Below are 14,921 nucleotides of genomic sequence, written 5' to 3' on the forward strand. Positions count from 1 at the left end.
GCGTGGTGGGCGCCGCCGCTGCCGTCGTGTCGGTCGAACGACTGACGGCGCGTCCGGTTGGTCCGAAGTGTGTCTGTGGGCTGTGGCACAGTACATCGCGTTGACCAGGGGAAGGATCGCCGTGGGTTCGTTTCTGAAGGACCGGGCCGGGGACGAGGAGTTCCGGATCAGGCAGGGTCTCGAGAAGGTCGGGCTGTTCTTCGAGCTCAACCTCGACGAGGACGAGCTGCACCGCGCGCAGGAACTGTTCGGCCAGATCGCCGGCCACGACGGCCGGGTCGGCGCCTACTCGATGCTGATCACGCGATACCCGGCGCTGACCCTCGCCACCCTTGTCGGTCACGCCGGCCTCGCCTACCAGCAGGGCCGCTACTGGGACAGCTTCTGGGACGAACTCTCCCTCGAGCGTGACCCGGACTTCGAGAACACCCTGCGGCGCAACCTCGGCGACCTGCTCCGCAAGGTGGGCCTGCGCGAGTTCCCCGAGTTCCGCGGCCCCAACTACGTCATGGCGATGGCCATGCACGCCGGGATCCCCGTGCACTGCCTCGCCGACCTCGTCGCCGTCATCGAGGGCCACGTCCGGCAGGGCCGCGACCCCAACGGTGCCGCCCTGCTCGAATGGCTCACCGCCCCCGGCGTGCACAACCGGATGAACACCCTCGACATGCCGGTCCGCAACTTCCTCCGGTACGGCGGCGACATCGCCGTCGACATCCTCGACCGGATCATCGAGTTCCTCGCGTTCACCCTCGACGAGCCCGAGGTCTGGAACAACCTCGAACTCGACACTTCCACCACCGGGCTGCCGACCGTGCTGCTCAACGGGCTCATCGAGCAACTGCACCAGCGGCCGTTCCTGTCCACCGACACCGGGCCGTCCACCGCCCGGGGCATTCGCCGCCGCCGCAACCCGGAGATCGGCTACTCCGTGCCGGACGACGAGCTGGTCGTCGCGGTGCCGTACCCGGAGAACGCGGCCGACGCGCCGTGGAAGGTGACCGTCGCGGGCAACACCCGCGAGGTGTACGCGGAGGCGGGCTGGGGCGTCGACGACGGTGAGCACCCGCCGACGCCGGTCGCGGTCACCGCACCGGCCCGGGAGCTGTCCGTCGTCCACGAGGCGTCCCGCGCCAACCACACCGTGTCGGTGTTCGACAGCGCCGACCCGCTGCTGCTGTTCACCCTCGACGGCAAGCTGATTCGCCGGTCCAGCGTCCTGCCGCGCGGGCTGGTGCTCGCGATGCACCCGAAGGACGCCGCGGTGATCGACGCCGCGACAAACACCCCGGTGCGGGCGTCCGACGACCCGCGGGTGCCCTCCGGATGGACGGGCTGGCGCGTCGGGACCATCGACCTCAAGGGCCACGACTCGATCCTGTTGCGCCGTGCGGGTCGGGAGGACGGGCCGGTGCGGGGCGTCCGTGCGCTCGGCTCGCCCACCTTCGTGCCCGCCGAACCGATCCCGGGCCTCTACACCCCGAACGGGTTGCGGGTGTACGGCGAGCTGCCCAGCGTGGACCTGCCGCCGCACCTCGGCGGCGAGCCGGTGGCGTGGACGGTGCGGGCCCGCCGATCCGGGGACCGAAAGTGGCTCGTCGACTGCGAGTGGGAATCCGACACCGTCGAGACGAGCCTCGACCCGTTCGACGGGGTCGAGGACGTGCTACTCGGCCTGTACGAGATCGAGATCACCGGTGTCGGCGGCGTCGGCCAGCGGCACACCCTGTTCCTCGCCGAAGGCCTCGCCGTCGACCACGGGTGCGCATTCCGACAGCCCGTGCCCGGCGGCCTCGCCGCCAGCACCAGCGCCGTCACCTCCGAGTACGCGCTCACCGTCGACCGGACGTCCGTACCGTTCGGGATCGCGGACCGGGAGAACGAGATCCGGGTCGCCGTCGAGGGCCGAGCCAACAAGCTGGTGCTGCGGCCGCCACACCTCGAACTGCGCGTCGATGCCGTCGGCACCCCCGCGCAGTGGCGCACCGCACCGCTCTCGGTGAGCCCCGCCGACCTCGGCGAGCACGCGGTCATCGGGGTTCGGGCCCCCGGATGTGCCTCCGCCCGGTTCCTGCTCGTCGACGAACAGGACCGCCAGCTCCAGCTGGAGCACCCGGACCGGCCGTCGGAGAACGTCTTCCAGCTGTCCACGAGACGGTTCGCGGACACCGCCGGCCGGGTCGGCGTGTGCCAGCTCGTCGCCGTCGTCGACGACGACTCCGGTGTCGGACACCGGATCACGATCGCGGACGTGCGGCCGGCCCGGCTGTGCGAAGCCGTGTCCGTGGACGGCACGGACCTGGTGTTCGAGCGGCTCGCCGACATCGAGGACCCGGCCGTGTGGGTGTGGGCGGCGACCGCGCCGTGGCGCCCGCTCGTCCGCCTCGCCATCACCGGAGGCCGCGCGCCGCTACCCGACGAGCTGCGCGGCGCCGGTGACCTCATCGCCCAGGTGTTCGCGGACGACCCGTTCGCCATCGTCACCCGACCGGCCCGGCCCGACCGGGACGCCCTTCGGGTGGCCCAGCCCGGCTGGGTCCGCGACGACAAACCGGCCCTCGACGACCTGGCACGGTTCCTGTCCGGTGTCGGGCAGCCGCCGATGGTGCCGGACGCGGCCGCAGGTTCCTGGTCCGCGCTGGCCCTGCTGCCCTGGGACCGCGCCGACGCCGACTCCGAGCGCCTCCGCGGCGGCCTGATCCGGATCCTCGGCCGCCACCCGCGTGCCGCGTTGGACGCGCTGGGCGCCAGCACCATTCCGCAGGACGAGATGATGTCGCTCCTAATCCGCACCCAGCTCGTCGACCGCCCGTACTCGGCCAACGACACCCTCAACGACCTGCACCAGAACGCCTGGGTGGGCTGCATGATCGAGATCTCCGACCTGCCGTCGCTGCGGGACCGCGGCCGCGCGGTGGCCGGGGAGCGGGCCGAAACCCTCGCCTACCTGGAAACCCAGGGCGGCGGGGTCCTGATCGACCTGCTGCGCGGCGGCAAGATGGGCGACCCGCGCACGGGCGTGTTCGATCCGACCGTTCTCAACCTGCACGTCATGGCGCCTGAACGGCTTGAGGAACTGTTCGAACAGGTCCGGCTCGTCCCCGGCGCCCTGCTCGACATCGACACCCGCACCACCGCCACCGCCGACGCCTTCCACCGCCGCGCCGACTGGATGGACGAACCGGTGTGCCGCACCCTTCCCGGCCACGTCAACAGGGCGCTGCGGGAGGTGAAGAAGGTGTCCCCGGCGCTGTACGACCTGGTCGCCGCCCGCAGCGAGGTGCTGAGCGGGGTGGACGTCGAGCAGCACCCGTGGATGCTGCTGTCCGTGCAGTCGCTGACGCTCGCGGCCGTCGCCCGCCTCGAGGCCCGCGGCGAATTCCGGTACGCGCCGATGACCGCCGACATGCGCGCCGCCTGGGCGACGATGGCCGAATACTTCCCGGCGATGGTCGCCGGTGACCTGCTGATCGCGGAGGCGCTCGCCGCGCACCTCACGCACGGAGACCTGATCGGAGAGACCGCATGACCGAGCGCCTCGACCCCCTCGCCGCCGCGGCCGGCATCGACGCGAGCTATCGCCGCTACCTGAAAACGCTGCTGGCGCCGCGTGACCCGGAGCTGACCGAGGCGTTCGACCGGGCGGTCGACGAGTCGACCCTGCTCACCAAGGGGCCGCTGCTCGAACTCACTCCGCCCTACGCGCCCGGCGCGTCGCTGTCCGACCTGATCGACGACGGCACCCTGCACCCCGACTTCCGGCTCCTGCACAGCGACACCCTGCCGATGAACCGGCCGCTGTACCGGCACCAGGAGACCGCGATCCGCAAGGTCGTCTCCGGCCGGAACCTGGTGGTCAGCACCGGTACCGGCTCCGGCAAGACCGAGAGCTTCATGCTGCCGATCCTCAACGCGCTCATCGACGAACGCGCCAACGGCACCCTCGGCCCCGGCGTGCGGGCGCTGCTGCTGTACCCGATGAACGCCCTCGCCAACGATCAGCTCAAACGCCTGCGCGGCCTGTTGAAGGGCATGCCGGACCTCACCTTCGGCCGCTACACCGGGGAAACCGAGGAGCTCACCCGCGACGCGGAATCCGCGTTCCGGGCCGCCCACCCGGGACAGCAGCGGCTGCCGAACGAACTGCTCAGCCGCGAGGAGATGCGCGCGAATCCGCCGCACATCCTGCTCACCAACTACGCGATGCTCGAATACCTGCTGCTGCGCCCCGCCGACCTCGACCTGTTCGACGGCGAGCACACCGGAACCTGGCGGTTCATCGCACTCGACGAGGCGCACGTCTACGACGGCGCGCAGGGCGCCGAGGTGGCGCTGCTGCTGCGCCGCCTGCGGCAGCGGGTCGGTGGCAGCCGGCCGCTGCAGTGCATCGCCACCTCCGCCTCGCTCACCGGCCGCACCCCGCAGTCCCAGGGCGGGGAGGCAACCACGTTCGCGCACAACCTGTTCGACGTGCCGTTCGAGTACGTCGACGACGACGGCGCGCGGCAGGACCTGGTGACCGCGACCAGGCAGACCCGCCGCACCGAACCCACCTGGGTCCTCGGTGACGATCGGCTGCTGGCCCTCGCGGACCCCGCCGCCGACCTCGGCGTGCTCGCCGAACACGGAACGAACGGTGACCCCGCCGACGGGCTGCACGCCGAACGGCACATCGTCGAGCTGCAGTCCGTCCTGTCCCGCGGGCCCGTCGACGTGCGTTCCCTGGAAGCGCGGCTGTGGCCCGACGACCCCGCCGCCGCCGGCAAGCTCGAAGCGCTCGTCGCGCTCGGCTCGAAGGTGCACGACAGCGCGGGCAACCCGGTCCTCTCCGCGCGCTATCACATGTTCGTGCGGGCCACCGAGGGTGCCTACGTCGCGTACACCGACGCCGGGCCGAAGGTGCTGCTCGGCCGCCACGAGGTGGACCCCGACACCGGGCGGGCGGTGTTCGAGTTCGGCACCTGCCAGCGGTGCGGCGCCGTCCACCTCGCCGGGAACCCCGAAACCCTCAAGGGGCGGGAGTACTTCCGGCCGGTCAAGTCCGAGGAGAAGGCACGCTGGCTGGTGGTCACCGACACCGCCGGTGACGACGTGATCGACGAGGACGAGGCGACCCTCACCCAGGAGAAGGACACCGCGCAGGAGACGACGATCCGGCATCTGTGCGCCGGCTGCGGCGCCCTCGGCCGCGAGAGCTGCGCCGAACCCGGCTGCCCCGGCGGCCCGGTGCTGCGGGTGCGTCAGCACGCCGCGCGCACCAGCGTGATGAGCACGTGCACCGAGTGCGGCGCCCGGGCCCGGCAGGTGATCCGCCGGCTGCGCACCGACACCAACGCGGCACCCGCCGTCATCACCACCGCGCTCTACCAGCACCTGCCACCCGCCGACGACGAGACCGTCGAGGAGATCGGCGAGGGCCGGAAGCTGTTGATGTTCTCCGACTCCCGGCAGGCCGCGGCGTTCGCGGCGCCGTACCTGGACAAGACGTACGGGCGGATGCTCGAACGCCGGTACCTCGCGCTCGTGCTCGCCGACCCGAGGTACCGGGACGACGAACTGTCCGCCGACGACCTCGCCGGCTACGCCGCGAGGAAGGCCAGGGAGGCGTACCACTTCCCCGAGGGGGCCACCAAGGGGGAGATCGTGCGCGCGGTCAACCCGTGGGTGATGGCCGAGTTGACCGCGATGGACCAGCGACAGTCCCTCGAAGGGCTCGGGTTGATGGGCGTGCGCCTGTATCGGCCGCGCCGCGCCGAACTGCCCTCCGGATTCGGCGCGATCGGCCTCACCGACGACGAGACCTGGGGGCTGTTCGAGGAACTGCTCAAGATCGTCCGGCTGCAGGGCGCGATCACCCTGCTCGACGACGTCAACATCAAGGACGAGATCTTCGCGCCCCGCAACGCCACCATCCGGATCCGGTCCACCGGTTCGGACCCGGCGAAGAACATCATGAGCTGGCTGCCCGGCGGCCGACCCGGCACCACCAACAACCGAATTCTGCTGGTCCGCAAGGTGTTGGCGGCGTTGGGATCGGACCTGGCCGCCGAACGCCTGCTGCAGGCGTGCTGGACGTTCCTGGTGGAGCACGGGTACCTCCGGCTCGCGGCGGACAAGTTCGCCGGCGACACCTACCAGGTCGACCACGAGAAGCTGCGCATCGTCTCCGGCGTGGACTGCGCCTGGTACCGGTGCACCGTGTGCCGGCGGCTGACGTCCACCAACCTGCGCGGGGTGTGCCCGCAGGGCGCCTGTACCGGAACGGTGGCACCGTTCGAGATCCCCGCCGTCGACGAGGACGGTCACCACTACCGGGCCTTCTACCGCACCATGCGGCCCGCACCGCTGTCGGCGAAGGAACACACCGCGCAGTGGACGTCGAAGAAGGCCGCGTCCATCCAGAAGGACTTCATCGACGGGAAGGTGAACGTGCTGTCCTGTTCGACCACCTTCGAGCTCGGTGTCGACGTCGGCGACCTGCAGTCGGTGGTGCTGCGCAACATGCCGCCGAAGACCGCGAACTACGTGCAGCGCGCCGGCCGCGCCGGTCGTCGCGCCGCCTCCGCGGCACTCGTGCTCACCTACGCGAAACGCAGCTCGCACGACCTGTCCAAGTATCAGAATCCGGTGTCGATGATCGCCGGGGAGATGCGCATCCCGTGGATTCCCATCGAGAACGAGCGGATCGCCCGCAGGCACGCGCATTCCATCGCGCTCGCCGCGTACTTCCGGGACCGCTACGTGGGTGACGGGCTCGCCTGGAAGCACGCTGGAGACTTCTTCTCACCGACCGCGGACGGTCAGGACTCGCCGGCCGCGCAGGTCCGGGCCTTCCTCGATCCCGTTCCGGACCGGGTGGCCGCCGCGCTGCGCGAGGTGCTCCCGCCGGCGCTGCTCGCCGCGATCGGCGTCGACGACGGCTCCTGGGTGGACCGGCTGTGCGAGCTGTTGGCGGTCGCCGAACAGGAGATCCGCAACGACCTCGACACCTACCGGGAACTGATCGAGGAGGCCAAGGCCGAGGACAAGCTGGCATGGGGCGGCCGGCTGCAGAAGACCCTCAAGACCATCGAAGCCAGGCAGCTGTTCGGCTACCTCGCCAACAAGAACATCCTGCCCAAGTACGGGTTCCCCGTCGACACCGTCGAACTGCGGACCCTGCACTGCGAGGGTGATGTCGGTCGGCAGCTGGAACTCTCCCGCGACCTCGGTCAGGCCATCTACGACTATGCGCCGGGCAACCAGGTCGTCGCCGGTGGGAAGCTGTGGACGTCGCGGGGCCTGCACAAGCTGCCGAAGCGCGAACTCGTCGAACTCAAGTACCGGTCCTGTCGGGCCTGCGCGCAGTTCCAGTGTGGGCGCGAACTCGACGTCGACGAGGTGTGCCCCAGCTGTCAGCAACAGTTCGACAAGATCCGCACGTTCGTGGTGCCGGAGTTCGGGTTCGTCGCCGACCGCAAGGTCGAGGACGTCAAACCCGAGCCGCCGGAACGACGATGGGGTGGAAGCAGTTTCGTCGAGAGCCTCGGCGAGATCAGCGACCCGTTCCCGTGGGTGTCCACCGGTGGTGTGGAGGTGCGGGCCCGCGCCGGTACCCGGGCCCGGATGATGGTGATCTCCGACGGCGGCGGACCGGGCTTCCTGCTGTGCGGGCGCTGCGGGTGGGCCACCGCGGTCGCCGGGAAGAACGGCAAGACCACCAGGGGAGCGCACAAGCATCCGGTGACGGACAGGCCGTGCGAGGGTTCCGCGCGGATCGTGTCCCTCGGGCATCGCTACGAGACCGACATCGCCGAGTTCTCGTTCGGCACCATCGCCTACGACAACGACTCCGCGGCGAAGTGGATGTCCGTGCTGTATGCGCTGCTCGAAGGCGCCTCCGAGGCGCTCGAGATCAGCCGCGACGACATCGACGGCACCCTGTCGTGGACCGCCGACGGACACCGCAGCCTCGTCCTGTTCGACACCGTCCCGGCCGGAGCGGGTGCGGCGAAGAAGATCGCCGAGAACCTGGACAAGGTCATCCAGTTCGCCGTCGACCGGGTGACCCGATGCGACTGCGGCATCGAAACCTCCTGCTACGGATGCCTGCGCTCGTTCCGCAACGAACGGTTTCACGAGCAGCTGTCCCGCGAGGGGGCGCTGTCGATCTTCGGTGAGCTCAAGGTCGAGGCGACCCCCGAGGCCGTGAACGGCCCGTGGGGCGTCGAGCTGGCGTACACCCCGCAGTCCGTCATCGAACTGCTGCTGGAACTAGCGTTGCGCGGTGTCGCCAAACCCGACCTCGGCGCCGACCTCGGCAAAAACTGCTGGCCCGTCGAGGCGGTGTGGCCCGAGGTGCGGGTCGTCCTGGTCGATGGGGACGACGCGGAGCGGGACTACGAGCTCATCGACGAGGGGTACACGGTGCTCAACGTCGACGAGACCGACGCCGACCGGCTGGTGCCGCTGCTGCCGACCGCATGAATCTGTCGAACCAACCCAACCATCGTGGTGTCACATGCCGAAGGATCGCGCCGTGAATGATCAGCAGGAAAATGCCAACATTGAGGTCGCGCAGAAGGGAACTGAGGCGTCCCCGCCGGGCGGCGTGCTCGTCGTCGACGACGGCGGCATTCTCGTCACCGGCGACCAGGAGTTCGTAAGCAAGTATGTGGACCGACTGAAGGCCATCGCCTCGGATGCGGTGAGCGTCGCGGACCTCTCCGGCAAGAACGTCGCCGACATCGCGGCGATCGGCGGTGCCGCCGCAGCACTGCACGCCGGTGCGGCCGCGGGGGAGTTCGTGCGGATCTCCCAGCGCAGCATGGACCTGATCCGGAACCAGAACCTGATTCCGGGCGACCCGGGCTACTACCTGTCGACGGTGAGGGATGGCGCCGGAAAGTTCTCCGGGCAGATCCAGTGGAGCCCTGTCTCAATGCTCCCCGCGCAGGCACTCGCGCTGCAGATGGCGATGGTGACCATCTCACTGCGTACTGCGATCGCGTCGGTGGAGCAGGCCGTCGAGCGTGTTCAGGACAGCGTCGACGCGATCCTGGAACTCGCCAAGGCCGACCTCGCGGGGGGTGTGCTCGGCGTGCACGACAACCTGGATCGGCACGTCGCCCACCTCGACGAGACCGGGAAACTGTCGACGGCGGATTGGGAATCGATCGCGGCGTTGGGGCCGGCGTTGGAGGTCACCGGGTCGAAGCTGCGGCAGCACATCCGCGGAATCCTCGACACGTTCGATCAGGAAGCGTCGATCGGTGACCGCGCCGATCAGCTCGAGAAGGCGGTCCGGCAGGGCATGCTCGGCGAATCGCTGCAGCTGCTGGTGATCGCCGAAGACTCGCTCTACAAGTGGCATTCGCTCAAGATCGCCCGACTCGAGGCGACCGAACCGGAGCATCTCGATGCCGCGGTTCGGGCGATGACAGGTCTTCTGAACGCTCACCTGGCGGAGGACGGTGCACTGCTTGCCAGCGCGGCCGGCATCCTCGATCGCTACTCCACCATCAAGCCGCTGGAGATTGTCCGCTGGATGTCGGCGTCGAGTGTGCGTGAGAACGTGGCATTGCTGCGCAAGGATCTCGACGAGTTCGTCGAGGCGCGGCGCACCGCCGTGCTCGAATGGCAGGAGCGGGAGGATCCTACGATCGGGGACGCGTTCGAGGAACTCGGCAATCGCGCGAAGGGCGTGGGCGTCGCGATCGGCGGCGCGGCCGGTGCGATAGGCGGGAAGGCACTGGACGTGGGTGCGGCTGGCCTCGGACAGGTTGGTGCCGGCCTCATGCGGGTGGCCGAGCGTCGCAGGAAGGAGCCGGTCGGAGCTGCGGAGACCGTCGACCAGACCTGAACTCGACCTCGACGACGTTCGATTGGGCGGGTCGCGCCAGACGTGGTGCCGATCGCAAGCGTCCAGACTGAATGGGCAATTCAGTCGGAATCGGCGGGGCACAGCAGGAGCCCGCCAACGGTGAGAACGATCGTCAGTGCCAGCGAGACCCAGTAGCCCCACGCCATGCTCGGGTCGTCCAGGGGCACCTCGGTCCAGACGGAGCGGCCCAGCCAGGTCGCCAGAACGAGCAGGAAGAGTGATCCGCCAGCAAGGAACGTGACTCCGCCGACGTCACCGGCCGTGGTCTGTGACGCGATCCCGACAGCGAACGCGAGGCAGACGCCAGCGAATACCAGACCCCAAGCCTGGCCCTGCAGTGCGGCCATCGGCATGTCCTCGGCGGTGACCTTCCCGCCCAGCGCGACGTGTACCGGCGCACGGGAGCTGAGGACGCCGGGCTCGTAGGAAACCCACGGGGCGGTGAACGTGATGAGGGCGAGCGCGCACAGGCATGCGAGGGGCAGTGGCTTGCGGGTGCTCGTCTGGTCGGGGGAGGGCATTGCTGCTCCGATCGGTGGTACGGCGCGTCGGGAACGCGGCGTTCGGTGAGGAAGGACGCTGGAGTGTGACCTGTCGGTCAGGAATGAATCGACAGGCCCCACTGGGTCATCGCAGGCGCGATCAGGGCAGAGCTCGCCCGGGTGGCGTCGTACTCATCGCCGAACGAGGTGACCGCGATCGCAGTCAGGCTGCCGTCGTCGGCGACGGCGAACACCGGTCCACCAGAATCACCGTGGTCGGCGATGTTGCGATGCTCGACGATTACGTCGGACCGGCCGAGGTAGTCACCGCAGGACATGCCGGTGCGGAATCCGAGCCGACAGATCGTGGGGTGGGTCCGGTCCAACCAGGTGCCGTCACCCCATCCGGCGATCTCGCGTGTCAGTGGGATCGAGCTGTCGGTGTAGCGGGTGTCCCACACCTCGATGAGTGCGTCATCGAGTCCGCCAAGGGTGGTGAAGCGGGACTCGACGAATTCGCCGACTCGAACTGTGCGGCCGGTGCGGTCCGTGACCGACACGATGTCACCTGGCGTGCCGCAGTGCCCGGCGGTAAGCGCGAACACCCGAGCGTCCGCCGAGACGATCCATCCGGTGGAACACGCCTTCCCGCGGGTCTCGTTGGTGTACTGCCCACCCGGAACGAGCTTCCCCGGTGTCTTTAGCCATCCCCAATCCTCGCTGGAGTGATAGATCGGGGACTCGGTTCCGCCGGGTGTCGCGGACACAGTGGGTGCCGCCAGCGTGAACAGTGCCGCGGTCGCCGCGATCGTGACCGCCGTTGCCCGGCCGATCCTTCCGCACAGGGTCATGGAGTGCTCCATCGAATCCGCTGCGGCCTGGTGCCGCGTTCGACTCGAAGTAGGCCGGACGACGGCCCCGACGGACAATGGGGACGTCCCCATTGCCGAGGACGCGAACATGTGCCGCGTGTGACGATCAGCTGTCGAATCGTGCGATCAGGTCGAGGTCGGTGGGGGTCACGACGCCGCTGCGGCGCAGGAAGTCGAACAGGCGGTAGCGGTCACCGCGATGCTCGGCGTCACCGCCCTCGTAGGCGAGGAAGGTCCTGCGCATCGACGCGACGAGATGCTCGACGGCTTTCGGGGTGCACCCGAGTGCCGCCGCCGCGGCCCGGTCGCTGCGAATGCTGGAGATGCTGAGTGTCGGGTCCCGCCACAGTGGTTCGAGGATCGCCGCGGCCACCGCCCGCTCACGCTCGGTCGGGTCGGGGTAGACGGCCGTGAGGTCACCCGATACCGCGCCGGTCGAGTCGGTCGGGTCGGTGAGGTTCTCGACGCGAAGGTCGACCACCGTGGTGTCCCCCATGTGGAAGTAGAGCGTGTAGGCGGGGCGGTCGAGGACGATCGTGGTTCCCGGTGCCAGCTCGGCGTGCCGCGGACCGGACGTGTACGGCACGACGTTCGCACTGCTGACATTGCTCATCAACCACGATCGCGACTCGAAGCGGAACTCCACACACCGACGACTGAAGCGACGGGCATCCGCGTCGAGTGGGATATCCGCGGTCGGGGAGCGTCCGATGACGAACACACGGTCGTGCGTAACCGATTCCTCCGTGCGCCAACCGGTCACGAACAGGGCAGGAAGCTTGTCCATCGATGACGTGATCCGGCTACTGGATGCGTCCACCGCGTCACCGTACCGCCCGGCTCCCGACCGCCCGGCCGATCATCGCCATGAGCAGGTACCGGCCCTGGTTGTCTTCGGCACGGCGGAGCGCGTCGTCGTCGGCCCGGTTCGCGACCCACACGACCGGGACCGGTTCCGATCCGAAGGAGTGCGTGGACACGACGGTCCCCTCGACCCGATCGCCGTCGAGGGTCAGGGCATCCGGTTCCCCGACCATTCCCGGGGCCGAGGCGGCGTCCGTGTGGAAGACGGCGACGCGCTGCCCGCCGCCGGTCTCGAACCAGCAGCCGGTCCCGTGCACGGCCGAGGCCACCGGACCGCGCAGGCGGAGGCCGACCGCGGCGTGGTCGCCGCATGGCCGGGTACCGTCCAGCACGGTCGACCACATGGCCTGCCCGGCCGCGGCCGGCTTGGTCGATACGGGACGGACGGCGTCGCGACGTTGACCGGGACTCATCGTCGTCCACGCGGACCGCAACTGGTGGTCGAGCAGGTCGGTGAGCTTGTCGCATGCGGCCGGGGTCAGCTCCCGTGCCTGATGCAGGATGAGCAACGGTGCGGCGTCCGCGCCGTCGTGGCCGGTCAACCGCGCCGTGCACGTGTCGTAGGGAGGCCTTGTCGCGGACCAGGTCGTGAAGGTTGCCTTGTGGTCGTCGTCGAGGCCGACGACCCGGGTGCGGGGCGGTTCGAGCATCAACTCCTGCTCGAAGTCCCGATTCAGGCGGGCCGCCTGGATGGGGTCGGCGCCCGAATAGATGGTGAGGACGGCGCCGTCCGGCGGCGAGTCGACATCCTGGAGGAACCGGCACGACGCGCCGTAGGGCAACCCTCGCTCCGAGTCGGCGGTGGCGACGATCGACGCGGGCACCAGGACCGATTTCGCGTCGAGCCGAAACACCTCCGGGGTGATGAACCGCCCGCGTGTGTCGCGTCTGTCCTGGCCGTCGTACGGGTCCACCACCTCGAACGCCCCGAAGCCCCCGACCACGGACAGCTGATCCGTGGACGGCGATCCGGCCGGAGTGTCCGCGGAGAACCGGGGGTCCGGTGTGAAACCGAAGGATTCGAGGTCCGGGCAGGGGGCGTACAACCCGGGGCGGGCGAGAATTGGCCGAGCCGGGTCCCGGAGGTCTGCGACCGACCGGTATCCGACGACACCGGACGCGACGAGCCCCAGTGCGGTGGCGGCCACGGCCACGGCGGCGATTCGGGGGTGGCGCCGGGCCGCGGCAACGGCACGTCCGCAGGTACCGAGACCGGTCATGCCGAGGGCAACGGTGAGGTCGGTGACGAACGCCGTCGACGTCGGGTAGCGCCGTGCCGGGTTCCGTGCGAGCGCGCGGTCGAAGACGCGGTCGGCGCGCCGCAGACGCCGGTTCACGCCGGTCAGCGATCGGACGGGCTCGACCTCGCCGGTTGCGATCCGACGCAGCCGGTCCTCGATCGACGCCTCCCGATGCGGCGACCCGCCGGTGAGCAGTTCGTAGGCGGTGCAGGCCAACGCATACTGGTCGCTGCGCGGATCCGGTGAGGTGCCGACGAGCTGTTCGGGCGCCGCATAGCGCGGCGTGCCCACGCGGTCGGTCACGGTATCGGACCCGGTGATGCGGGTCGCGACACCGAAATCGGCGAGCACCGCCCGACCGACGCCGTCGGCGTCGCGTTCGAGCAGGATGTTGTCCGGTTTCACGTCCCGGTGGACCACAGGGATCGGGGAGCCGGCCAGCTGATCGAGGGCGTCCGCGATGTCGGCGAGAATCGACACGATCTGCGGGAGCGAGAGCCTCGTGTCGGCGTCGTCGAGGAGTGCGCGCAGGCTCTGACCGTCGACGAACTCCATGAAGAGGCATGGCGTGCCGTCGTGCACCTCGGATCGGTGGACGACGATGATGTGCGAATTACGTTGCCCACCAGTGATTCGTGCCTCGTCGTCGAACCGGCGGCGCGCGCGGTCGACCGCGACGGTGTTGTCGGGGTCCGGGACGTAGATCTTGATCGCCTCGAACCGGGCGAGCCTCTCGTTGTAGGCACGCAGGACACGGGCCTGCCCGCCGCGCGCAATCTCCACGACATCTGTGTAGCCGGGAAGCCGGGGAATCCCGGGACGGTCGGTCACTGCGTGCAGTCCTCGATCGGGGTGGGGTGCTCCGGTTTGACCCGCGGCCGTTCCTTCTCGGCGGGCGACCCGGCATAGATCGACAGGTCCGAGCGCAGGGTGCCGTCGGGTGCCCAACACTCCTCCGGAGGCACCATCGACATCGTCAGCCCCGCGAACACCAGCTGCCGACCGCCGTCGGCACGGCACTCCCACACCGGGACACCCTTCGTCCGCTCCTTGTCGCGGAAGATCAGCCCCGGGTTCTGGTAGTGGCAGTACACGGCCACACCGCCCGAGACGAACGACGGCTCGTATCCGAGGTAGGTGTCCTCGTCGTAGCCGCGGAAAACGTCCATCACCGACAGCGCCCAACTGCACGGGGTGAACTCGCCGACCGCGAACAGGAAGGCGCCCTGCGAACAGCGGCCGTCGAATCCGGTGCGCGTGGCCGTCGTGTCGAAGGCGTAGTACCGGATGTTGACGAACGGCACCTCCGCCCCGCTGGCGTCGCGCCCGGGACTGCGGGTGTCGAAACCGGTCGGCGTCCCGGGTTCGACGACGGCGGGCCGGTCCGGGGCCCCGGTGCCGCGAACACCGCTGCCGACGGCGAAACCGGCGGCGGCAGCAATGATCACGGCGCCGACAACACCGGCGGTCCGGAGCCACGGGCGCCGCGTGGTCGGGGCAGGCCCCGGTGGCGGGACCTGGTCCGGGAAGGTGCCGTCCCAGGTCGCGTCGACGGATTCGGCGGGGTCGTGCGACGGGTCCTGAGCCATGATGCGCCGAG

The 14,921-nt window shown here is 69.6% G+C and carries 8 protein-coding genes; 3 read left to right on the forward strand and 5 right to left on the reverse strand.

Annotated elements, in window-relative coordinates; genetic code table 11:
• Window positions 1-121 precede the first annotated feature (121 nt).
• From ACWF62_RS14300 to ACWF62_RS14310, 3 genes are read left to right on the forward strand one after another with little or no spacing between them, the layout of a single operon-like run.
• A complete protein-coding gene (locus ACWF62_RS14300; protein WP_452630414.1) occupies window positions 122-3,529 on the forward strand; it encodes a hypothetical protein in 3,408 nt (1,135 codons plus the stop codon).
• Window positions 3,526-8,466, forward strand: a complete 4,941-nt coding sequence (locus tag ACWF62_RS14305) for a DEAD/DEAH box helicase (protein WP_452630416.1) — start codon at window positions 3,526-3,528, stop codon at window positions 8,464-8,466. The genes ACWF62_RS14300 and ACWF62_RS14305 overlap by 4 nt, the downstream gene beginning before the upstream one ends.
• Window positions 8,467-8,518: 52 nt before the next feature.
• Window positions 8,519-9,841, forward strand: coding sequence for a hypothetical protein (locus ACWF62_RS14310; RefSeq protein WP_452630417.1), 1,323 nt, complete (start codon window positions 8,519-8,521; stop codon window positions 9,839-9,841).
• A gap of 80 nt (window positions 9,842-9,921) precedes the next feature.
• Here ACWF62_RS14310 and ACWF62_RS14315 read toward each other — a convergent pair whose 3' ends face one another.
• From ACWF62_RS14315 to ACWF62_RS14335, 5 genes are all read right to left on the reverse strand, one after another.
• Entirely contained in the window at window positions 9,922-10,383 is a 462-nt protein-coding gene (locus tag ACWF62_RS14315) for a hypothetical protein (RefSeq protein ID WP_452630419.1), read from the reverse strand.
• Window positions 10,384-10,460: 77 nt separating this feature from the next.
• A complete protein-coding gene (locus ACWF62_RS14320; protein ID WP_452630421.1) occupies window positions 10,461-11,195 on the reverse strand; it encodes a hypothetical protein in 735 nt (244 codons plus the stop codon).
• Between the two features lie 127 nt (window positions 11,196-11,322).
• Window positions 11,323-11,829 (reverse strand): hypothetical protein, encoded by a 507-nt coding sequence (locus tag ACWF62_RS14325; RefSeq protein ID WP_452630422.1) that lies wholly within the window; start codon window positions 11,827-11,829, stop codon window positions 11,323-11,325.
• Window positions 11,830-12,040: 211 nt separating this feature from the next.
• The gene (locus ACWF62_RS14330) at window positions 12,041-14,152 is read right to left on the reverse strand and encodes a serine/threonine-protein kinase (protein ID WP_452630424.1); all 2,112 of its coding nucleotides are present in this window, start codon (window positions 14,150-14,152) and stop codon (window positions 12,041-12,043) included.
• Window positions 14,149-14,910 (reverse strand): hypothetical protein, encoded by a 762-nt coding sequence (locus ACWF62_RS14335; protein ID WP_452630426.1) that lies wholly within the window; start codon window positions 14,908-14,910, stop codon window positions 14,149-14,151. The genes ACWF62_RS14330 and ACWF62_RS14335 overlap by 4 nt, the downstream gene beginning before the upstream one ends.
• Window positions 14,911-14,921: the final 11 nt, after the last annotated feature.

The sequence above is a fragment of the Rhodococcus sp. NPDC054953 genome (assembly GCF_053609225.1).

What these genes read in the sequence shown, in the direction of transcription:
- ACWF62_RS14305 (WP_452630416.1), top strand. Translation starts at nt 3,526, where the DNA reads ATGACCGAGCGCCTCGACCCCCTCGCCGCCGCGGCCGGCATCGACGCG.
- ACWF62_RS14315 (WP_452630419.1), bottom strand. Translation starts at nt 10,383, where the DNA reads ATGCCCTCCCCCGACCAGACGAGCACCCGCAAGCCACTGCCCCTCGCA.
- ACWF62_RS14320 (WP_452630421.1), bottom strand. Translation starts at nt 11,195, where the DNA reads ATGACCCTGTGCGGAAGGATCGGCCGGGCAACGGCGGTCACGATCGCG.
- ACWF62_RS14325 (WP_452630422.1), bottom strand. Translation starts at nt 11,829, where the DNA reads ATGAGCAATGTCAGCAGTGCGAACGTCGTGCCGTACACGTCCGGTCCG.
- ACWF62_RS14335 (WP_452630426.1), bottom strand. Translation starts at nt 14,910, where the DNA reads ATGGCTCAGGACCCGTCGCACGACCCCGCCGAATCCGTCGACGCGACC.